The 21,670-nt window shown below is 66.1% G+C and carries 16 protein-coding genes and 1 riboswitch; of the genes, 7 read left to right on the top strand and 9 right to left on the bottom strand.

Annotated features, from left to right (window positions below; translation table 11 throughout):
* Window positions 1-15: 15 nt before the first annotated feature.
* Window positions 16-774, top strand: coding sequence for a WecB/TagA/CpsF family glycosyltransferase (locus ACFORG_RS11110; RefSeq protein WP_386735513.1), 759 nt, complete (start codon window positions 16-18; stop codon window positions 772-774).
* Between the two features lie 6 nt (window positions 775-780).
* On the opposite strand, the gene ACFORG_RS11105 is transcribed toward ACFORG_RS11110, so the two are convergent.
* The 4 genes from ACFORG_RS11105 to ACFORG_RS11090 all read right to left on the bottom strand — a co-directional run bounded on the left by ACFORG_RS11105 (window position 781) and on the right by ACFORG_RS11090 (window position 9,831).
* A complete protein-coding gene (locus tag ACFORG_RS11105) occupies window positions 781-1,758 on the bottom strand; it encodes a glycosyltransferase (protein ID WP_386735512.1) in 978 nt (325 codons plus the stop codon).
* A 127-nt stretch (window positions 1,759-1,885) separates the two neighbouring features.
* The gene (locus ACFORG_RS11100) at window positions 1,886-6,649 is read right to left on the bottom strand and encodes a translocation/assembly module TamB domain-containing protein (RefSeq protein WP_386735511.1); all 4,764 of its coding nucleotides are present in this window, start codon (window positions 6,647-6,649) and stop codon (window positions 1,886-1,888) included.
* A 2-nt stretch (window positions 6,650-6,651) separates the two neighbouring features.
* The gene (locus ACFORG_RS11095; RefSeq protein ID WP_386735510.1) at window positions 6,652-8,457 is read right to left on the bottom strand and encodes an autotransporter assembly complex protein TamA; all 1,806 of its coding nucleotides are present in this window, start codon (window positions 8,455-8,457) and stop codon (window positions 6,652-6,654) included.
* Between the two features lie 144 nt (window positions 8,458-8,601).
* Complete coding sequence (locus ACFORG_RS11090) at window positions 8,602-9,831, bottom strand: urate hydroxylase PuuD (RefSeq protein ID WP_386735508.1); 1,230 nt, start codon at window positions 9,829-9,831, stop codon at window positions 8,602-8,604.
* A gap of 97 nt (window positions 9,832-9,928) precedes the next feature.
* Here ACFORG_RS11090 and ACFORG_RS11085 point away from each other — a divergent pair, with 97 nt between their 5' ends.
* Window positions 9,929-10,852 carry a LysR family transcriptional regulator gene (locus tag ACFORG_RS11085; RefSeq protein WP_386735507.1) on the top strand — a complete coding sequence of 308 codons (924 nt, stop codon included), beginning with the start codon at window positions 9,929-9,931 and terminating at the stop codon, window positions 10,850-10,852.
* Between the two features lie 22 nt (window positions 10,853-10,874).
* Complete coding sequence (locus ACFORG_RS11080; RefSeq protein WP_386735820.1) at window positions 10,875-11,342, top strand: AAA family ATPase; 468 nt, start codon at window positions 10,875-10,877, stop codon at window positions 11,340-11,342.
* A gap of 269 nt (window positions 11,343-11,611) precedes the next feature.
* Here the strand turns inward: ACFORG_RS11080 and uraH are convergent, their stop codons facing one another.
* On the bottom strand, window positions 11,612-11,968 hold the full coding sequence (uraH, locus tag ACFORG_RS11075) for a hydroxyisourate hydrolase (protein WP_386735506.1): 357 nt from the start codon (window positions 11,966-11,968) through the stop codon (window positions 11,612-11,614).
* Window positions 11,969-12,181: 213 nt separating this feature from the next.
* Here uraH and puuE point away from each other — a divergent pair, with 213 nt between their 5' ends.
* A complete protein-coding gene (gene puuE / locus ACFORG_RS11070; RefSeq protein WP_386735505.1) occupies window positions 12,182-13,594 on the top strand; it encodes an allantoinase PuuE in 1,413 nt (470 codons plus the stop codon).
* Entirely contained in the window at window positions 13,591-14,076 is a 486-nt protein-coding gene (locus ACFORG_RS11065) for an ureidoglycolate lyase (protein ID WP_386735504.1), read from the top strand. Before puuE ends, ACFORG_RS11065 begins: the two co-directional genes overlap by 4 nt.
* 221 nt (window positions 14,077-14,297) lie before the next feature.
* Here ACFORG_RS11065 and ACFORG_RS11060 read toward each other — a convergent pair whose 3' ends face one another.
* The 3 genes from ACFORG_RS11060 to ACFORG_RS11050 all read right to left on the bottom strand — a co-directional run bounded on the left by ACFORG_RS11060 (window position 14,298) and on the right by ACFORG_RS11050 (window position 16,592).
* Window positions 14,298-15,260, bottom strand: coding sequence for a type I glyceraldehyde-3-phosphate dehydrogenase (locus ACFORG_RS11060; RefSeq protein ID WP_386735503.1), 963 nt, complete (start codon window positions 15,258-15,260; stop codon window positions 14,298-14,300).
* 64 nt (window positions 15,261-15,324) lie between these two features.
* Complete coding sequence (locus ACFORG_RS11055; RefSeq protein ID WP_386735502.1) at window positions 15,325-15,657, bottom strand: hypothetical protein; 333 nt, start codon at window positions 15,655-15,657, stop codon at window positions 15,325-15,327.
* A 101-nt stretch (window positions 15,658-15,758) separates the two neighbouring features.
* On the bottom strand, window positions 15,759-16,592 hold the full coding sequence (locus ACFORG_RS11050) for a bifunctional allantoicase/(S)-ureidoglycine aminohydrolase (RefSeq protein WP_386735501.1): 834 nt from the start codon (window positions 16,590-16,592) through the stop codon (window positions 15,759-15,761).
* Between the two features lie 312 nt (window positions 16,593-16,904).
* Window positions 16,905-16,992, top strand: a riboswitch (glycine riboswitch).
* 228 nt (window positions 16,993-17,220) lie between these two features.
* On the opposite strand from ACFORG_RS11050, the gene gcvH reads away from it, so the two are divergent.
* Window positions 17,221-17,580 carry a glycine cleavage system protein GcvH gene (gene gcvH / locus ACFORG_RS11045; RefSeq protein ID WP_386735500.1) on the top strand — a complete coding sequence of 120 codons (360 nt, stop codon included), beginning with the start codon at window positions 17,221-17,223 and terminating at the stop codon, window positions 17,578-17,580.
* A gap of 159 nt (window positions 17,581-17,739) precedes the next feature.
* Window positions 17,740-20,583 (top strand): aminomethyl-transferring glycine dehydrogenase, encoded by a 2,844-nt coding sequence (gene gcvP / locus ACFORG_RS11040; RefSeq protein ID WP_386735499.1) that lies wholly within the window; start codon window positions 17,740-17,742, stop codon window positions 20,581-20,583.
* A gap of 124 nt (window positions 20,584-20,707) precedes the next feature.
* Here the strand turns inward: gcvP and ACFORG_RS11035 are convergent, their stop codons facing one another.
* Window positions 20,708-21,643, bottom strand: coding sequence for a 2-hydroxyacid dehydrogenase (locus ACFORG_RS11035; protein WP_386735498.1), 936 nt, complete (start codon window positions 21,641-21,643; stop codon window positions 20,708-20,710).
* Window positions 21,644-21,670 lie beyond the last annotated feature (27 nt).

Genomic DNA, 21,670 nt, shown 5'->3' with positions numbered 1-21,670 from the left:
GGTGGACGCAAGGCGATGAAATTCACCTTTGGCGCGCATGAGATCGCGGTCAACATGCCCGACCGGGCACAGCTTCTGGCCGAGGTTCGCCGGCGCTTTGACGCGGGCGAGGGGTTTGCGCTGGCCACGGTCAATCTCGACCATCTCGTCAAGCTGCGCGCCGATGCCGAGTTTGCACGCGTCTATGCCGCGCAGGACCTGGTGGTGGCCGATGGCCGCCCCATCGTCACCCTGTCGCGCCTCGCGGGCCAGCCGGTCGAACTGGTCCCGGGGTCCGACCTCGTCCGCCCACTCTGCGAAACGGCCGCGGCCGCCGGAGTACCCATCGCATTTGTCGGCAGTCACGAAACAGCGCTGGCCGATGCCGCCCGTATCCTGACGGCCGAGATCCCCGGCCTGTCCGTCGTATACAGCCACGCGCCGGCCATGGGGTTCGACCCGGACGGTGACGCGGCGGGGCGGATTCTCGAGGATCTGCAAACCTCCGGCGCGCGGCTCTGTTTCCTTGCGCTGGGCGCACCCAAACAGGAACGATTTGCCCTTCGGGGCCGGACACAGGCGCCCGCGATCGGCTTTGCATCTGTCGGGGCAGGCGTCGATTTCATCGGCGGGCATCAGAAACGCGCACCGCTCTGGATGCGGCAGCTGGGGGTCGAGTGGCTCTGGCGCGCGCTGGGCGATCCGCTTCGCCTTGGGCCGCGCTACGCCAAATGCGCGGCCATCCTGCCGGGCCAGACGGTCCGTGCGCTGCAGCTCCGGTCGCGCCCGGACTGACTGGTCTCACTGGTATTCGATGATCTCGGGTGTCCGGCGGGCAAGGTGCCGCTGCCAATAGGTCGCCATCCCGATCAGGTTGGGAAATTTCGACAGGCTCAGGAACAGGCTGTGCGAGAGCGCCTCGCGCGGCGGAAGACACGCGCGCCGCAGGCCTTGCACCGTGCGCAGGTAGGACAGCAGGTAAAGACCCAGAGCTGCCACCGGGATCCAGCCCGAGACGAACGCGCCCGCAATCGCCACCAGCGGCAGGACCAGCCCATAGACCAGCACCCGGCGCCGTTCGGCCCGGAAATGCTCGGGGTGGATGGTGCCGACATGGGCAAAGGCATGGCCCGCCCGCACGGTGCGTCGCCACCATTGACCGAACCGGGTGATGTCCGCGTCATGCCGGGTCATCGCAAGCGGCAGCCGCTCCAGCCGCCAGCCTGCCTTGTGCAGCCGCAGGCCAATCTCTTCATCCTCGCCCGCGACCAGTGCCGGGTTCATGCCGCCCACCGCGCGCCATGCCTCGGCGCGCACCATCATGTCACCGCCGCAATGGGTGATCGGCCCGGCGGGACGATGCCATTCATGGTCGCACATCTGGTTGTAGACGCTCGCGTCACGCTTGATCTCGGACCGCCATCCCGTCACCAGCGCAAGCCCGTCATCCTCGCGCAGCCGCGCCTCCCCCGCTTCCAGCCAGCCGGGCACCAGCGCGCAATCGCCATCGATGAACTGGACAAAGGGCGCGGGATCGTCCTGCGCCTGCGCGGCTTCGAACCCCGCATTGCGCGCCCGCGCCGCGCTGAACGGGACGGACATGTCCAACTCGACAATCAACGCGCCCGCGGCCCGCGCGGCCGCGACACTGTCATCGGTCGAACCCGAATCGACATAAACCAGACGCCGCGCCTGCCCCCGCGCCGCTGCCAGCGCCGCCACCAGGCGGGCGCCCTCGTTGCGGCCGATCAGTACGATATCGACGTTAACGGCGCTCATCCGGTCCACTTGCCCTCATCATCGAATGTCGAGATCGTCATGCCAGATCCCCACCTGTTCCCGGCTTCGCCAAAACCGGCCCCTGCCACCCGAACCGGGCGACAGGATGGCGGTTTCGCGGCAAGGCTCAGTAATCGCGCTCGAAAAAGATCCCGACGCCCGTTTCGCCCTCGCCATCCACGGTGCCGCGCAGGGTCAGGTTGTCGGTCACGTCGAGGTTGAGGTTGACCTCGGTCTTGCCCTCGGTGTTCACGGTGACATCGGTATAGACCCCGTCGGCGATATAGGCGCCCAGCCCGACCTGCGCATCGCCGCCCTCGTCGGTGCTGATATCCACCGAATCGACGCCGGTCGCCTCCCGCAGCCCATCCTGCGCACCCCCGCCGCCGCCACTCAGCGTCGCAAGCGAGGCCGCCATCTGCGCGATGACCAACGGCGACAGTTCCGAGAACCTGTTACCGAACAGCAGCATTGCCAGCGCCTCCTCGGTCGGGCGTTCGGGCTCCGACGTGATCTCGATGACAGGCGCGTCGAGCGGGCCGGCAATTTCCAGCGTGGCCTGCCCGTCACTGGTCGAGGTGGTGGATTCGAATTCCAGGTAGGGGGTCAGGTCGCCCTGCAAGGAGATCACCCCGCGGGTCAGGTCCAGACGCCGGCCAAGAATGTCGAACACGCCGCGGATCAGGCTGATCTGCCCCGAGGGCACGGGTCTTCCGGCCGTCCCGTTGATATCGATGGAACCGCCAAGCTCGGCGTTCAACCCGCGCCCGCGGACAAAGATCCGGTTCGGCGCGTTGATCGACACGTCCAGCGTGGTGCGGCTGCTGCCGCCGGTCCCGTCGCCCGTTGCAATCAGGTTGGCCTTGTCGCGCGTATCGCGGACCGCGCCGGGCTCGTTCACATGGGTGATGGGCGGGATCGGCGCTGCATTGGCCGCACCGCCCAGTGCGGCAAGGTTGATATTCGTCTCGCCCACCTGGATCGTGCCGGCCACGCTGCGATTGGTCAGCAACTGACCAGAGATCGACAGCTCTCCGCCCAGCCGCGTTTCATAGAGAACCTGATCGGTCAGAACCAGCTCGTTCAGCGCGATCGTGATCTGCCCGTCAAAGGGCGGTGCCAACGCCACCGGCCCCGCGACGCGGAAAGTGCCGCCCGTGGCCAGCCCGCCGGTCATGGTGATCTGCGCCTGGCTCGAGGCCAGCCGAACTGTCCCGTTGATCCCTTCCACCGTGACACCGACGGATGGCACCGCGACCCGTGTGCCGGAGGTCGAGATCGTACCGCTTATCGCGTCGAGCGACGGCTGCCCCTGCAGGCGGATATCGTATTGCGCGTTACCCGCGACCTGGTTGGGCGAGACAAAGAAATTGGCGATTGCAAGGTTTACCTGGCCCCGCGCCGCCAGATCGGCCGCGCCCGAGGCCTCGCTGAAGGTGCCGGACACGTCCGAAGTAAGGCCCGCAGGCCCGGTCGCGCTGCCATCGATACGCCACACGCCGTCAGCGCGTTGGGCATTGCCCTGCGCGGTGATCGCGCCGCTCAACTGCGGGACAAAGCGCTGGATCTGGTCGAACCGGGCGTCGAAATCGATATCCGCCGCGCCTTGCGCCGTCACCGTGCCCGAGACATCGGCAAAGGAGCTGTCCGGCCCGCGCAACGTCACGTTACCGCGAACCCCGTCGTTGCCCTGCGGTGCCAGGGTACCGTCCAGCGTCAGGGGCCCCTGCACACCCGGAAGGAACCGTGCGACATTGTCCAGCCGCGCCTGCAGATCCAGCGACCCGCCCTGCGTGCTTACCAGGCCCTGCGCATCGGCCGTGACTGCCGCCGTATCGAGGTCAAGCGTGCGGATCCGCAGCCCCTCGTCATTGTTTGCACCGTCGAATTCCAGGGTCGTACGGCCGGTGATCAGCTGGTCGACCTCGGCGATCCCGGTCTGCAGGTTCTGCCCCTGCAACGACAGCACAAGGTCGAAAACCCGTGTCTCGGGCGTCGCCGACCCTTCGAGACTCACGGCCACCCCTCCGCCAAGGTCCATCTTTGCAAGGCCCGAAAAGGCGCCCAGGTCCGGCGCGCTCACCGCGGCGCGGCCATCAACGCTCACCTGTCCCAGCGGGTCGGTGATCGTGGCGCTCAGATCGGCGTCGATGGCCTGCGCGTTGACTGTCAGTTGCTCGATCTCGACGGCGTCCATGTCACCGCGCGCCACGGCCGAAATGCGCGCATCGCCCCGCAGCAGACGATCGAACTCCGCCTGGCCCGTGCGCAGGTTCGTACCCGTGACCTCCAGCTCTGCGTCAAAACTCTGCTCACCGACAGACCCCGAACCCGCCACGCTGGCCTGCACGCGGCCCGCCAGGTCCATGCCCGCCAGTCCGGAAAACACGGCCAGGTTCGGGGCGCTGACCTCGGCCGTGCCATCGACCGCCAGCGCGCCCATCGGGTCTGTGACCGTGGCGCTGACATCGGCGTTCACCGCCGGGGCATCGATGGTGAACCGTTCGATCTCGACCGCGTCCAGATCGCCGCGCGCCACCGCAAGGATGCGCGCATCGCCGCGCAGCAGGCGGTCGAACTCGGGTTTGCTCGTGCGCAGGTCTGTGCTTTCCAGCTCCAGCCGCGCGTCAAAACTCGGCTCCCGGATCGTGCCCGAGCCGGTCACCATCGCCTGTGCGCTGCCCGACAGGTCCATGCCCGCAAGCCCGGAAAAGATGCCCGCATCGCGCGCGGTCAGGGTGATCTGGCCATCGACTTCGCCTGTCCCGGCAGGTTCGCGGATCGTGGCCGCGGCATCCAGCGTCCAGTTCTGGCCGTCGATATCGGCCGAGCGGATCTCGACCAGATCGCCATCGCTGCTCGCATCCAGCGTCACCTGCATCCGGCCCTGCAAAAGCGGATCGACCTGCTCCAGCCCGGTGCGCAGGTTGCGCCCTGTCAGGTCGAGCGTTCCGTCGAAAATCAGCGTCTCGGGCTGTCCGCGCCCCTGGAACCGCAACTCGGTCGCACCGCCCAGATCCAGCCCTGCAAGGGCCGAGAAACGCGACAGGTCCGGCGTTGCGAGGTCCAGATCGCCGTCAAAGGTCAGGACACCCTCGGGGCTTGTCAGCCGGGCGGACGCTTCGGCCGTTACCGCCGCGGCATCGACAAAGGCGCGCCGGATGGTAAAGCCGCTGCCGTCGCGCACCGCGTCCAGCTCGATCCGGCTGTCGCCTTCGATAAGCGGGTCGATCTCGGCCATACCGCTTGCAAGGTCGCGGCCCTGCGCCTCGATCTGCACGTCGAAATCGCCGCCCAAGGGCGAGCCCGAGCCGCGAATGCTGGCCTCGACCGCACCTGCAAGGTCCTGGCCCGCGATGCGGGAAAAGCGCGACAGGTCATCGGCCTGAACGTTTGCCTCGCCCTCGATGGCAAAACCGCTGGTCAGACCGTCCAGCACCGCTTCCAGCTGCGCGGCGTAATCGGTGCCTTCCAGCTCGAAATCGCGCAGGAACAGATCGCCCGAAGGCGCGAGTTCAAAGAACCCGTCAAGAACCAACCGTTCGCCCACGGCCTCGGCAAGCGCCGGTTCGGCAAAGGCCAGCCCGTCAAGCGCCGCGCTCAGATCCCCCTGCAGGTCAGGCGGCGATTGCACCTGGTCCAGCGTTCCCTGCGCTGTGATCTGCGCCAGCTCCACCGCGAACTGGGTGCTGTCCACGTCGCGCGCGGTCAGGCTCAGGTCCCAGCCATTGCCGGTTTCGCTGTCGAACCGGGCCGATACCTGCGCCGATCCCAGCAGGATTCGCGGCTCGGCCACGGGCAGGGTGACGCTTTCCCCATCGGGCGGGGTGATCCGGCCCTGCAGCGCGACCTCCTCGATGTCACCGCCAGCGGCAAGGATCAGCGCCGCCTCCAGTTGCAGCGCACTCGAAGTGATCTCGGCCGCCTCGATCTCGAGCCGCCCGTCGGCTTCGCGGGACCCGTCGACGAAAAGCCGGGTGTCGGTGCCGAAAAAGGGATCGTACTCATCGGCGAAAAACGGTGTCAGGTCGCCGCTGATATCGGCGGTAAAGGCGATGCCCGCGGGCAGGGTCTGGTCCTCGCCCTCCTCGGGCGGCGCCTCGCGCAGACGGACCTGGCCGGCCACCCGTTCCACCTCGTCGCTTGCCAACGTGATGTCGGCGGTGAAATCGGTGATCGGGCCGGTGCCTTGCGCCCGCAGCATCAGCGGCGGCGTATCCGGCAGGTTCAGCGTGGTGGAAATCAGCCCGCCTTCATCCTCGATCACCTGCAGGTCAATGGCGATCTCGTTCGTCTCGTTGCTGAACGCCGCCTGCAATTCGACCACGTCGCCCGGGCGGTCCAGCCGTGTCACCGACAGGTCGGTATCCAGCGCCCCATCGGCCAGTTCCAGCGTGCCCGCCACTTCAAGCTCGGCCTCGGTGCCGACCAGCGGCGCACCCAGCAGCAGCCGGTCCACCCGCAGCTCTCCCAGCTGAATCGCGACAGGCAGTTCCGGCAGGCGAAACGGCTGCGCTTCGGGTTCCGGCAGGTCTTCCGCCAGCGGCGGCGCGTTGGGCGCGCGTTCGATCAGGATTTCACCGGCGGTCAGTTCGTTGACCGAGAATCGCCCCCGGATCAGCGCCAGCCGGTTCCAGTCCAGCACCGCGTCATTGATGGTCAGCCATGCGCCCTCATCGTCCGAGATCACGATCTGGGCGATCGTCGCGCGCGAACTCAACGCGCCGTCGAGGCCACGGACCTGCACGTTCCGCCCCTCACCCGAAAGCGTATCCTCAAGGAAATTGACCAGCAGGCCCCCGGTCTCCTCCAGGTCCTGCGTTTCCTGCGCGGGAACCGCGAGAGGAACGGTGACGGCGGCGGCAAGGAGGAGGGGGGAATATCTGCGCATGATCAAAAGGCCTGCCCGATACCTATGTAGAATTGCAGCCCGTCGCCGGTGTCACCCTGAACCGGATAGGCAAGGTCCAGCCGCAGCGGGCCGAACCCGCCCAGGCCATAGCGAACGCCCAGCCCGGCGCCTGCGTGGCTCTCGGCTCCGGTCGAGATAAAGGCGCTGTCATCGACCGCGCCCCAGTCGTAAAAGCCCACCACCTGGATACGCTCGGTGACCTGGCCGCGAACTTCGGCCGACACGCCGAGGAAGGATTTGCCGCCCGCCGTATTGGCGCCCACGGGAATGCCGAGGCTTTCATAAGGCTGGCCGCGCACCGTGCCCGCACCGCCCGAGAAGAACAGGAAACCCGGCGTCACGCCCGAAGCCGAAGGCCCCATGACCGAGCCGATCTGCATCCGGCCCGCAAGCGTCACGCGCCCCTCGACACCGGGTGTCCAGTAGGCCCGGCCATCGACGAATGCCCGCAGACCGGAATCGGCATCGCCCAGCCCGGCAAACGGCGTCAGCTCGGCATTGAGGTAATATCCGCTCGTCGCGCTGACGCTGCTGTCGCGCTCGTCCAGCTCGGTCCGCGCCGCGATCAGCAGGTAGCGGAACTTGCGGTCGGTCCCATAGGCGTCGTCGGCATCCGAATACGAGAACCCGGCCCAAGCCTCGGCAAAGAAGGTGTCCGAGAATGTCCGCCGCGTACCGTATCCGACATCGGCCTGCAGCAGGTTGTAGTGCAGGCGGTTCTGCCGCTCGATCTGCGCGATCCAGAACGCACTGTCATCCGGGCCGAACCGCGCGGGCTCGTCCAGGCGCAGACCGATCCGCCCGTCCAGATCCTCATCGCCGCCGATGTTGCGCAGCGACGCCTCGAACCGGAACCGCTCGGCATTGCCGAACAGGTTGCGGTGCATCCACGCCACGGTCAGGTCGATCCCCTCGCGCGACGAAATCTCGGCACCGAAGGTGATCCGCCGCTGCGGCATGTCCTCCAGCGTCAGCGTATAGTCCAGCGTGCCGTCGGGGTTCGGAACCTCGGCCTCCTGGAACGAAACCGACTGGAACGCGCCCGTACGCCGCAACCGGCTGCCCGATTTCTGCAAATCGTCAGGCGAATAGATCTCGCCGGTGGGAAAGCCCGCGATCTTGCGGATCGCGCGTTCCGACACGGCAGTGGGTCCGCTTATCCGCAAATCGCCAAAGGCGAGCTGCGGACCGGGTGCCAGCCTGATCTCGGCATCCAGCAGGGCCTGCGCATGGCGCGCGCGTATGTTCTGGTTGCCAAGCTCGGCCTTTGGGTGGCCCAGTTCGCGCCAGCTTGTCAGCCCCTCGGACACCGTGTCGCGGATGATCCCGGTGTTTGCGACCCCGCCGGTCACGAATTCCTCGGGCAGTTCCGTGCCCGGCGCCACGGGCGTGATCACTGCCTGCCCGAAACGGAATGCCGGGCCCGCCTCGACGATGACCTCGACCCGCTGCACCGCGCTGGGGGGCGACAGCGGATTGACCCGTGCGGCCTCGCGCCCATCGAGCCGGATATTCACCACCGGCCCGAAATGTCCCTCGTCATACAGGATCTGGACGATCGTGCGGTAATCGGCCTGCGCGGCGGATAACAGCTCCAGCGGGGCGTCCAGCCCGCGTTCCTCGGCGTTCAGAACGGAAGACGACTGCTCGATCCGGTCGCGCAGGTTCGGCGAGCCGCCGGAAACGTTCAGAACCGTCTCAAGCGCCACCGCGACACCGGGAAAGATCACCGCGCATCCGATACAGAGGCCGCGCAAGGCGGTCCCCCAACGCCCATTTCCAATCATCTCCGGCTCCAGACTGCCTCATCCCGTCGATGACGGCCGGTCGTCTCTAGGTCTTGCCGATTTTGCCCGTCATCCCGCAACGTGTAGCACAGCCGTTGCCGTTGGGGGAACGCGCAAACTCTCGCTGTTGCGCGGAAGCCGCACCTATCGCGTGGCCGCCCGGTACCACGCGACGATGGCGTCGCGGTCCTCGGGTTCCATCCAGGTGACATTGGCCGGCGGCATCGCGTGGCTCACCCCGGCCTGAAGGTAGATATCGCGCGCGTTGCGCGCCATATCGCCCGCCGTTTCAAGCAGTACGCCCTTGGGCGCCCAGTGCAGGCCGTCCCAGACGGGCTCGCGCGCATGGCACATCGAACACCGCCCCATCACAACATCGTGCGCTGCCTCGAATCCCGGCGCCTCGGCGAATTTCTGCTCGTATGGGGTGAGCGGGGCTGCCTCGGCTTCTTCCAGCGGGCGATACATCGGCGCGGTCGACAGCCACATGATGCACAGGAACAGAATCAGCGTCGCGCCCCAGGTCCACCACGGCTTTTCGCCGCCGGCATGCATCGTGTTGAAGAAGTGCCGGATCGTGACCCCCATCAGGAACACCAGCGCCGCAATGATCCAGTTGTACTCGGTGGCGAAGGCCAGCGGATAGTGATTGGAAAGCATCAGGAAGATCACCGGCAGGGTGAGATAGTTGTTATGCGTCGACCGCAGCTTGGCGATCTTGCCGTATTTCGGATCGGGCGCGCGCCCGGCCTTCAGATCGGCCACCACGATCTTCTGGTTCGGAATGATGATGAGAAACACGTTCGCCGTCATGATCGTCGCGGTGAAGGCACCGAGGTGAAGCATCATGGCCCGGCCGGTGAAGACCTGGTTCAGCCCCCAGCCCATCGCCACCAGCATCGCGAAAAGCAGCACCATCAACAGCGTCGGCCGCTCGGCCAGCCCCGACTTGCACAGCCGGTCATAGACCAGCCAGCCCACGGCGAGGGTCGCGGCCGAAATCGCGATGCCCTGCCAAACGGCCAGATCGGCCTTCTGCGCGTCGATCAGGTACAGTTCCGCGCCCGCCCAGTAGACGATCATCAGCAGCGCCGCCCCCGACAGCCACGTGGCATAGCTTTCCCATTTGAACCAGGTCAGGTGCTCGGGCATCCGCTCGGGCGCCACCAGGAACTTGCGGATGTGATAAAACCCTCCGCCATGCACCTGCCATTCCTCGCCATGCGCACCCGGTGGCAGGTCGGGCGCCTTGCGCAGGCCCAGGTCCAGCGCGATGAAGTAGAAGGACGATCCGATCCAGGCGATGGCGGTGATCACATGCAGCCAGCGCACGGCAAAGCCGGTCCAGTCCCAGAAAACGGCAAGGTCATACATCTTCGGCGAAACTCCGTGGTTCCGGGTCAGACTAGGCAAGCGCGGGATTGTTCGCTATTGCCGATGATTGCCAAGCTGTATCAAATTTTTCCGCAAGATGTCCTATCTCGACAACATCCGCACCTTCGTCCGGGTCTACGAACTCGGCTCCATGTCCGCCGCCGGGCGCGATCTGCGGATTTCGCCCGCGGTCACATCGGCCCGGATCTCGCAGCTCGAAGAGCATCTGGGCGTCCGCCTGTTCCAGCGCACCACCCGGAACCTGACCGCCACGGGGCAGGGGCGCGCCTTCTATCCCGGCGCGGTATCGGTGCTCGAGGCCGTCGACCAGGCCGAAGCGCAGGTCATGCACCTTACCGATACGCCGCGCGGTTCGCTCTTCGTGGCCGCCCCGCTGGGCGTCGGGCGCAGGCTGATCGCGCCGAACGTACCCGAGTTCCTCGACCAATACCCCGAGATCGACATCCGCCTGCGCCTGACCGACCGCCATGTCGACCTGACGACCGAGGGGCTCGACCTCGCCTTCTTCATCGGCCTGCCCGAGGATTCCAACCTGCGCATCCGTAAGATCGCCGATTGCGAGCGCGTGCTCTGCGCCGCGCCCGACTACATCGCGCGTCGCGGAATGCCTGCTTCGGGCGCCGAACTGGTGGAACGGGGTCACGAATGCCTCAACCTGCGCTTTCCCGGCGCGACCGAGTTCCAGTGGCAGCTGCAGACCGGGGAAGGCCCGAAACGGTTCAAGGTCTCCGGCCGCTACGAATGCGACGATGGCGACGTGCTGACCGACTGGGCCCTGTCTGGTCAGGGGATCGCGATGAAACCTGTCTTCGAAGTGGCCGAGCACCTGCGCGACGGGCGCCTCGTGGCCGTGGCGCAGGACACGCCGCCCGTACCTGTGCAGATGGCCTGCCTCTATACCCATCGTCGCCACCAGGACCCGAAGGCGCGGCTCTTCATGGATTTCATGACCGACCGCATCGGCCCCGCCGTGCGGGCGTCGGAAAAACGCGGGATGTGAGGGGTTGGCCGCCGTGTTGCACATGATCTGCGGCAAGATGGCCTCGGGCAAATCAACCCTCGCCGCGCGCCTGGCCAGTGCCGAGGGTGCGGTGCTGATCTCGGAAGATGCCTGGCTGGCAGCGCTCTTTTCCGAAGACATGCATAGCGGCGCCGACTATTTGCGCTGCGCCGCGAAACTGCGGCAGGCGATGGGCCCGCATGTCACGGCACTCCTCCGGGTGGGTGTCCCGGTCGTGCTGGACTACCCGGCGAATACCGTCGAACAGCGGGAGTGGATGCGCGGGCTTGTGGCGGGAACGGGCGCCGATAACCGTTTGCATCTGCTGATGACGCCGGATGCGCTCTGCCTCGAACGGCTGAGGGCGCGCAACGCCGCCGGAGACCACCCATTCGCCCCGACCGAAGAGCAGTTTCACCGCTTTGCGAAACACTTCGTCCCGCCCCGCGAGGCAGAAGGGTTCACCATCGTTACCCACGAGGTCGACTGAGCCTGGGGGCTCCCGCCCCCTGCGGGTCCGCGCTGTCGCGCGCCCTCCTCGGGGTTGGGCGGGGCCGCGCTGTCGCGCGGGTGCGAGGCTCTGCCTCGCGCTCCGGGATATTTCGGGCAAGAGGAAAGGGGAAGACAAGAGAGATAGAGGGAAAAGGGCTCGCGGGCACTTACCCGGTGGTGGCGCGCCGCGCGTCAGCGCGGCGCCCGGCCCAACGCTTCGGGGGCGCATCGAAGATGCGTGCCGAAGGGGCGGGAGCGCCCCGGGCGTCAGCTTCCGCGATAGGTCGAATAGCCGTAGGGCGACAGCAGGAGCGGCACGTGGTAATGCGCCTGCGCGTCGGCCATGCCGAAGCGGATCGGTACTTCGTCGAGAAAGAGCGGTTCCGCGCCGGCGCTTCCGGTTTTGCGCAGATAGGCCCCGGCCATGAAGACCAGTTCGTAGGTTCCGGGGGAGAAGCTTTCCTGCGGCAGAATAGGCCTGTCCGTGCGGCCGTCGTCATTCGTTCTCATCCGGGCCAGTTCCGTGCGTTCGCTTTCGTCGAGTCGGTAAAGTACCACCTCCAGCCCAGCAGCAGGACGTCCAAGGCTGGTGTCCAGAACATGTGTTGTCAGATATCCTGTCACGGTGCGTCCTCCTGCGATGCGTTGGCAGCGTCACTCGACACCAGCGACCGGCATTTTGCAAACCCGGGAGTGTATAACGCAGTCTCAGTGCATTTTTGAAAATCGCAGTGTGGTGCATGGATTCGCAGGAAACACCCATCGTCCGGATTTGAAAGCGCTTGCGCCGTTTTCACGGTATGCCACCTTCCGGACAGACAGGAACGGAGCCTTCTCATGACCCCACCCCGCTATCCCCGCGACATGATCGGGTACGGTGCGACCCCGCCGCAGGCGAACTGGCCGGGTGGTGCCAAGATCGCCGTGCAGATCGTGCTGAACTACGAGGAAGGCGGCGAGAACAACATCCTGCATGGCGACGCGGCCTCCGAGGCCTTTCTCTCCGAGATCGTCGGCGCCGCGCCTTGGCAGGGGCAGCGCCATTGGAACATGGAATCTATCTATGAATACGGCGCGCGGGCGGGTTTCTGGCGGCTGCATCGGTTGATGTCGGACCTGCCGATCACCGTCTATGGCGTGGCCAGCGCGCTTGCGCGGTCCCCGGAGCAGGTCGCAGCGATGAAGGCGGCCGGATGGGAGATCGCCAGCCACGGCCTGAAATGGGTCGAGCACAAGGACATGCCCGAAGAAGAGGAGCGCACACAGATCGCAGAGGCGATCCGCGTGCACGAGGAGGTGGTGGGAGAGCCCCCGCGCGGCTGGTACACCGGGCGTTGTTCCGAGAACACGGTGCGTCTCGCAGCGGAGGCCGGGATGGCGTATGTCGCCGACACCTATGCCGACGATCTGCCCTACTGGGTACGAATCGGCGGGCGCGACCAGTTGATCGTGCCCTATACGCTCGATGCAAACGACATGCGCTTTGCCACGCCGCAGGGATTCAACTCGGGCGACCAGTTCTTTGCCTATCTGCGCGACAGCTTCGATGCGCTTTATGCCGAGGGCGTGGCGGGCGCGCCCAAGATGCTGTCCGTGGGGCTGCACTGCCGATTGATCGGCCGGCCTGGCCGGGTTCTGGCGCTGCAGCGCTTCCTCGATCATGTCCGCCAGCACGAAGGTGTCTGGTTCGCCACGCGGCTTGAGATCGCGCAGCACTGGGCCGAACACCACCCGCCGCAAGCGCGCCAGCGCCCCTCCGAGATGCCGCGCGATGCTTTCGTGGCAGCCTATGGCAGCATTTTCGAACATTCACCGTGGATCGCCGAACGCGCATGGGGATTGGAACTCGGCCCGGCCCATGACCGGGCCGCGGGCCTTCACAACGCGCTGGCCCGCGTTTTCCGTTCAGCGACCGAAGAAGAGCGGCTGAGCGTTCTGACCGCGCATCCCGATCTCGCCGGAAAACTGGCACAGGCGTGGCGGCTAACGGCGGAAAGCACGGCCGAACAGGCATCGGCAGGGCTTGACGCGCTTACCGATGCCGAGCGGCAGACCTTCACCGATCTGAACACGCGCTATACCGCGAAATTCGGGTTTCCTTTCATTATCGCCGTGCGCGACCACGACAAGGGCTCGATATTGCAGGCCTTCCTGCGCAGGGTCGAACAGGACCGCGACACGGAGTTTGCCGAGGCCTGCCGACAGGTTGAGCGTATCGCACTGCACCGGTTGCGGGACCTGCTGCCATGAGGCAGGTCGTGACCGAACAGTTGACGCGCGCGAACTTTGCGTCTTTTGGCGAGGTGCTCGATACAGCGGGCGCGCCCGACAAGATGATCAACCAGGGGCTTTGCGGGCGATATCATGACCGCGCGACGCTGGATTTCGTGAAGGGCCGCGCCGGGATCAGCCTGTTCCAGGCGCAACCGCGGGCGCTGCCCTACCGGCTGGAGATGGTGGAACGTCACCCCGAGGGCAGCCAGGCGTTCCTGCCGATGACGCAGGCACCTTTTCTTGTCATCGTCGCACCCGATGAACAGGGCTCGCCGGGTCGCCCCCGCGCGTTCCTTACGGCGCCCGGGCAGGGGGTGAACTTTCTCCGGGGCACCTGGCACGGTGTGCTGACCCCGCTCTCGGAGCCGGGGCTGTTCGCCGTGGTGGATCGCATCGGTGAGGGCGCGAACCTCGAAGAGCATTGGTTCGACGTGCCCTGGGCAGTGGTCGCGGGGTAGGGCTCCCGCCCGCCGCAGTCGCATCAGGGATGCGACCCCACCGGTTGGGCCGGGCGCCCGTTCCGGGCGCATCGTTTTGCGAGGCTCTGCCTCGCGCTCCGGGATATTTTGGGCAAGAGGAAGGAGCAGGACGTATTTCAGCGACCGCGCCGCGCGTCAGCGCGGCGCCGGGCCCAACGCTTCTCTGCGCATCTGTGATGCGCCGGGAAGGGGCGGGAGAGCTATTTCGCCATCAGGCGCGCCATGTCGAGCATACGCGCTGAAAAGCCCCATTCGTTGTCGTACCATCCAAAGATGCGGATCTGCTCTCCGGTTACCCGTGTTTCGGGCCCTGCGATGACGAGCGATTCCGGTCGGGCGCGCAGATCGGAGGAGACCAGCGGCAGGTCCGTCCATCCCAGGACATCCATACCTTCTGCCGCAGCGCGCAGCGTGTCGGGCGTGACTGGGGAAGCCGTCCGGGCCACGAGGTCCACGGCCGAGACGCTTGCGGCGGGAACGCGAACCGCTGCGCCGCTGACCCGGCCGGCAAGCTGCGGGAGCACGTCTTCGATCAACGAGTTCGCCGAGCTTGTCGTGGGCACCATCGACAGGGCGGCGGCGCGCGAGCGGGCGAAGTCTCCGCGCGGGGCATCGACCAGCGGCTGGCTGTTCGTATAGCAGTGGATCGTTGTCATGTGCGCGGTTTCCACCCCGGCGATCTCGTCGAGCAGTTTCAGCAGCGGGGCCAGCGCATTGGTGGTGCAGGAGGCGTTCGACACGATTCGCGCGTCGCGGATCCGGTCCTCGTTCGCGCCCAGCACGACGGTCACTTCGGCCGCGGGCGAGGGGCCTGAAATGAGCACGCGGCGCGCGCCTGCGGCCAGGCCGCGGCCCGCCACGTCGCTGCTGCGGGCAATGCCCGTGCAATCCATGAGGACGTCCACGCCGGACAGGTCGATGCGGGCCAGATCAGCCTCGTGGCTCATCGGAAAGGCCCGCCCGTCGACATGCAGCGCGCCGTTGCGCCCCTCGACCCGGCCCTGCCACGGGCCGAACGTGCTGTCATAGGCAAAGAGATAGCTGCACAGGTCCAGCGGCGCGATGTCGTTGATCGCGACCACCTCCACATCCGTTGGGCCGGCGAGCACCTGGCGCAGGATCGTGCGGCCGATCCGGCCGAATCCGTTGATCGCGATCTTCATGTGAACCGCCTCGCGTGGTCGGGGTGATGTCTCGGGAAAGGCGCGCGAACCGGCGCGCCGGGCCTCAGCAGGCCACCTGGGCGAAGACCTGGCCGGAGATGTTGCGATAGGCCGTCGACGTGACCGGGCGGCAGCCGGTCGCCTGCGCGATGGCGGCAAGGCCTTGCACGGTGCGCAGGCGCGGCGGCGGGCCATAGGGGTCGTAGCCGTTCGAGTCGCGTGTCGCGCGCCAGATCGCCGGATCCTCGGCCACCTGCGCCACGGCCCAGTTGCGCTCCATCACGTAGACGACCTTGAAATCGCCATCGCTGAAGCCCGTCGGGCTGATCGCACAGCCGGCCATGAGGCCGATCCCCAGAACGGACCCCAGGGTGGTCACGATGTTCCGCAATGTCATGGGCCGGTCTCCTCAGCAGCGCGCCTTCCGGTTTGAGCAAATTTCCGCCCGGCTGTGAACCCCCAAGCGCGCGGCGCGCGTCAAACTGCGGCGTCGCGGCCTCAGCGCGGACCGGCGCGCAGCGGCATGTGCCGGTTCACGTCCTTGTAGAGCAGGTAGCGAAAGCGCCCCGGCCCCCCGGCATAGCAGGCTTGCGGGCAAAAGGCGCGCAGCCACATGTAATCGCCTGCCTCAACCTCGACCCAGTCCTGGTTCAGACGATAAACCGCCTTGCCCTCGAGCACGTAGAGCCCATGCTCCATCACATGCGTCTCGGCAAAGGGAATCACCCCGCCGGGTTCGAAATTCACGATGTTGACATGCATGTCGTGGCGCAGGTCGCCGGGATCGACGAAGCGCTGCGTGGCCCAGCGGCCCTCGGTGCCGGGCATCGGGATGGGCGCGACCTCGCGCTCGTTGGTGACAAATGGCTCGGGCCGGTCCAGCCCGTCGACCGGCTCATAGGCCTTGCGCAGCCAGTGGAACCGCGCCACCGGGCCCGCGTGGTTGTGCAGTCGCCAGTCGGCACCGGCCGGGATGTAGGCGTAACCGCCCGGCTCCAGCACGTGATCGGCGCCCCCGATCGTCAGGGTGACAGCGCCCTCGACCACGAAGAGGACCGCCTGCGCCGCGGGGTCGCTCTCGGGGCGGTCGCTGCCGCCGCCGGGCTGCACCTCCATGATGTAATGCGAGAAGCTTTCGGCAAAGCCGCTGAGCGGCCGGGCCAGTACCCAGAGCCGCGTGCCTTCCCAGAAGGGCAGGGCGCTGGTCACGATGTCACGCATCGTGCCGCGCGGGATCACCGCGTAGGCCTCGGTGAACATGGCCCGGTCGGTCAGCAACTGGTCCTGGCCGGGATGGCCCCCGGTCGGGGCGTAGTAGACGGGTTCGGTCATGCAGGGCGGCTCCGGTCGTTTGTCCTCACCATGCGCCATCCTCCCGCGCCGCGTAAGGCGGGGCGGCGGGATAGGTCCGTTCGCCAATATTTGAAACTCGCGCGCCACCGGGGCGGGTGCGCTCCCGCCCGGCGCGGCCGCATCATGGATGCGACCCCGCCGGTTGGGCCGGGCGCCCGTTCCGGGCGCAGTCATTAATTGCGCCCGGAACGGGCGCGGGCGAGGCGCTGCCTCGCGCTCCGGGATATTTCCGGCAAGAGGAAGGAGGGCGGATTGGCCCTTGCCGCTGGCACATGCGCCCGCTAGGGTCTGCCCCGGTACACGGGAGAACCGGCAATCGCCGGTGCCGAAGGAGCAACCGCCCCGGAAACTCTCAGGCGAACGGGACCATGTACCGCGCAGGAACTCTGGAGAGTGGCGTCTGGTGCGCCCGCCGAAGGGATAATGATCTCAGGCACAAGGACAGAGGGGGCATCGCGGCGGGCGCGCGCAATGGGCGCATCCCGCGGATGCCGGATGACGCTCAGCGCTCACATCGGCAGGATCGAGACAGACCGGCGCGCGGCAGGGATATCCGCCGTGCCGCGCCGCCATTGAGCAAGGCAAGAGGTCCAGAGGGAAGACGGACATGAAATACACCGAAGAACACGAATGGCTGCAACAGGATGGCGATGTCGTCACCGTCGGCATCACCGCCCACGCCGCCGAGCAGCTCGGCGATGTCGTCTTTGTCGAGTTGCCGGAGGTCGGCACAGAGGTCACCAAGGATGACGAGATCGTGGTGATCGAAAGCGTCAAGGCCGCCTCGGACATCCTGGCGCCGATCGATGGCGAGATCGTGGAGGTCAACGAAGCCATCGTAGAGGACCCTGCGAAGGTCAATGACGACCCCGAGGGCGATGCGTGGTTCTTCAGGATCAAGCCGTCGGATGCCTCGCAGATGGACGATTACATGGACGAGGCCGCCTACAAGAAATTCATCGGCTGACGCCGTGGCCGCCGGCGTCCCCGTGGCGCCGTGCGGTCCTGTGCGCGATTTGTACATCGACGTACAAAACGGTCAAACCGCCGCGCGCACCATGTACAAAACGGTCAAAACGGCGCTCGCCGCCCCTTTGGCGCCGGACCTTTCATTCGGGAGACTGGAATGACATTCACTCCGACCGACTACCTTCCTTACGACTTCGCCAACCGCCGCCACATCGGACCCTCGCCCGCCGAGATGGACGAGATGCTGTCCACCGTCGGTGCGGCCGACCTCGACACGCTGATCGACGAGACGGTTCCGAAATCCATCCGCCAGGCCGAGAAGCTCGATTTCGGGAAGCCGAAATCCGAGCAGGAACTGCTGTTCCACATGGCGCGCGTCGCGAAGAAGAACAAGGTTCTGACCTCGCTCATCGGCATGGGGTATCACGGCACGGTCACGCCCCCCGCGATCCAGCGCAACATCCTCGAAAATCCTGCCTGGTACACGGCTTACACGCCCTATCAGCCGGAAATTTCCCAGGGCCGGCTGGAGGCGTTGTTGAATTTCCAGACCATGGTGAGCGATCTGACGGGGCTGGAAATCGCCAACGCGTCGCTGCTGGACGAGGCCACTGCCTGCGCCGAGGCGATGACGATGGCGCAGCGGGTGGCGAAGTCGAAGGCCAGGGCCTTCTTCGTCGATGAGAACTGTCACCCGCAGAACATCGCCGTGATGCAGACGCGCGCCGCGCCGCTGGGGATCGAAGTGATCGTTGGCGCACCGGATGCGCTCGAGGCGGACAAGGTCTTCGGCGCGATCTTCCAGTATCCGGGAACCTATGGTCACCTGCGAGATTTCACAAAAGAAATCAGCGCATTGCACGAGATCGGGGCGATCGGCGTAATCAGCGCGGACCCGCTGTCGTTGACCCTGCTCAAGGAGCCGGGTGCGATGGGGGCCGACATCGCCGTTGGCAACACGCAGCGCTTTGGCGTGCCGATGGGCTATGGCGGTCCGCACGCGGCCTACATGGCGACCAAGCAAAAATATGCGCGCAACATGCCTGGCCGTCTTGTCGGCGTATCGGTCGACAGCCATGGCAACCGCGCCTACCGCCTGTCGTTGCAAACGCGCGAACAGCATATCCGGCGGGAAAAAGCCACATCGAACGTCTGTACGGCGCAGGCCCTTCTGGCCGTAATGGCCGGTTTTTACGCGGTTTTTCATGGTCCCAAGGGGCTCAAGGCAATCGCACAGCGGATTCACCGCAAGACGGTCCGGCTGGCCAAGGGGCTGGAGGCTGCGGGATTCCACGTGGAGCCGGAACATTTCTTCGACACGATCACCGTGGATGTGGGCCTTCTTCAGCGCGGGGTGCTTCAGGCTGCCGTGCGTGAGGGAATCAACCTGCGTCGCGTGGGCGAAACCAAGGTCGGCATCACGCTCGACGAACGCAGCCGCCCGGCAACCATCGAGGCGGTCTGGCGGGCCTTCGGGATCATCATGGACGATGCGGAATTCGATCCCGAATACCGCCTGCCGGATGCGTTGATCCGCCAAAGCAGCTATCTCGAACATCCGATTTTCCATATGAACCGTGCAGAAACCGAGATGATGCGCTACATGCGCCGCTTGGCCGATCGCGACCTCGCACTGGACCGTGCGATGATCCCGCTCGGCTCCTGCACGATGAAGCTCAACTCGGCCGCCGAGATGATGCCGATCAGCTGGCCGGAATACGCGCATCTGCATCCCTTCGTGCCGCGTGACCAGGCCGAGGGGTACAGGGAGATGATCGACGACCTGTCGGCCAAGCTGTGCGAAATCACGGGCTATGCCGCGATCTCGATGCAGCCCAATTCGGGCGCTCAGGGCGAGTATGCGGGTCTGTTGACCATTGCGGCCTATCACCGCGCAAAGGGTCAGGGGCATCGCAGTGTTTGCCTCATCCCGATGAGCGCACATGGCACCAACCCGGCCTCGGCCCAGATGGTGGGGTGGAAGGTGGTGGCCGTGAAATCCGCCGCCAATGGCGATATCGACGTCGAGGATTTCCGCGCCAAGGCCGAAAAGCATGCCGATGCGCTGGCGGGGTGCATGATCACCTACCCCTCGACCCATGGTGTGTTCGAGGAGACGGTGCGCGAGGTATGCCAGATCACCCATGATCATGGCGGTCAGGTCTATATCGACGGGGCGAACATGAATGCCATGGTCGGGCTTGCCCGGCCCGGCGATGTCGGCGGCGACGTGAGCCACCTAAACCTTCACAAGACGTTCTGCATCCCGCATGGCGGTGGCGGTCCGGGCATGGGACCAATCGGGGTCAAGGAGCATCTGGTCGAGCATTTGCCCGGACACCCGGTTTTTGGCGAGGGGGCCGTATCCGCCGCGCCTTATGGCTCGCCATCGCTCCTGCCGATCAGCTGGGCCTATTGCCTGATGATGGGCGGTGACGGCCTGACGCAGGCGACGCGGGTGGCGATCCTGAACGCCAACTATGTCGCCAAGCGGTTGGAGGGGGCCTATGATGTGCTTTACAAGGGCGGCAACGGACGGATCGCGCATGAGTGCATCCTCGACACCCGGCCCTTTGCCGACAGCGCGGGCGTGACGGTGGATGATATCGCCAAGCGCCTGATGGATTGCGGTTTCCACGCGCCGACAATGAGTTGGCCGGTGGCGGGGACACTGATGATCGAGCCGACGGAGTCGGAGACCAAGGCCGAGCTTGACCGGTTCTGCGAAGCGATGCTGGCGATCCGCGAGGAAATCCGCGCCATCGAAGAGGGCCGGATGCCGAATGAGAACAATCCGCTCAAGAACGCGCCGCACACGATGGAAGACCTCGTGCGCGAATGGGACCGTCCCTATAGCCGCGAGCAGGGCTGCTTTCCGCCGGGCGCCTTCCGGGTCGACAAGTACTGGCCGCCGGTCAACCGTGTCGACAATGCCTGGGGCGACCGGCATCTTGTTTGCACCTGCCCACCGATGGAAGAGTATGCGGAAGCGGCGGAGTAGGAACTGCAAAAACGAGGCGGGCCTGTCGGCCCGCCACTTTGCGTGACCGTCCTGACGGACGGTCAGTCGGAGCAAGCATCGAGCGCACGGCGTTCCATTTGAGCTTGGTCTGTTGATCGGCCTGTCAGTAGCCCCGGGTTCGGTCGACTTCGTGCAGGAGGGGAGTGCCCTCGACAAGGCGGCGGTAGTTTTCCGCCACGTCTGTCAGCGCATCGCCAAGATGCCAGCCCGAAACATGCGGGGTGATTGTCACGTTAGGATCGCTCCAGAGCGGGCTGTCCTGCGGCAAGGGTTCGGTGCGCGTGACGTCGAGCACGGCATGGCCGGGTGTACCCTCGGCAAGTGCGGCCAGCAGCGCCGCTTCGTCGATGAGGTCGCCGCGTCCGGCGTTGAGGAGCGTGCCGCCGGGCTTCATGCGCGCGAGCATCGCGGCATCGAACAGATCGCGTGTCTGGGGTGTCGAGGGGAGGATGCAGCAGACATGATCGCACTCGGACAGCAGATCGGGCAGAGCCGCCTGACCGTGCCGGCAGTCGACGCCTTCGAGGGACTTGGGCGATGCGCTCCATCCGACGACACGGTAGCCGAGGTCGCGCAGGAGCAATGCGCTGCGTGCGCCGATCGTGCCAAGGCCCAGAACGCCGACCGTGGTTTCCGGCGTCTCGGCCGGTTCGATCGGCGACCAGCGGCGCTCTTCCTGTGCCTTGGCATATTCCCTGAGATTGCGCTGGCGCACGAGGATATGGGCGAGGAACCACTCGGCAATTTCGCGCGCGGGGGCGTCGGGGCGCAGGCGAGTGACGCGGATATGCGGTGGGAGCGCCGGGTGCGCGACAATGGTCTCGACCCCGGCGCCGAGTTTCTGGACGAGCTGGAGGTTCGGCAGAAGGCCCGGCAGATCCTCGGACAGGCGCGAGACGGCGACCATTGTGACCTCGGCCGGATCGCCGAGGGCCTCTCGGGTGCGGATATCCGCGCCGGGGAAAAAGGCCTTGAGCTTCTGGGCCAGATCCTCGTTACGCATCCATCCGTCGTGGCCGATATCGATCAGCAGTGCCATGTGCCCTTCCTCTCAAACTTTTCTGTA

It is taken from the genome of Lutimaribacter marinistellae (assembly GCF_042648365.1).
GTDB classification, from domain to species: domain Bacteria; phylum Pseudomonadota; class Alphaproteobacteria; order Rhodobacterales; family Rhodobacteraceae; genus Lutimaribacter_A; species Lutimaribacter_A marinistellae.
Note: the sequence above shows the minus strand (reverse complement) of the source record. Positions and strands in the feature narration are given on the sequence as shown.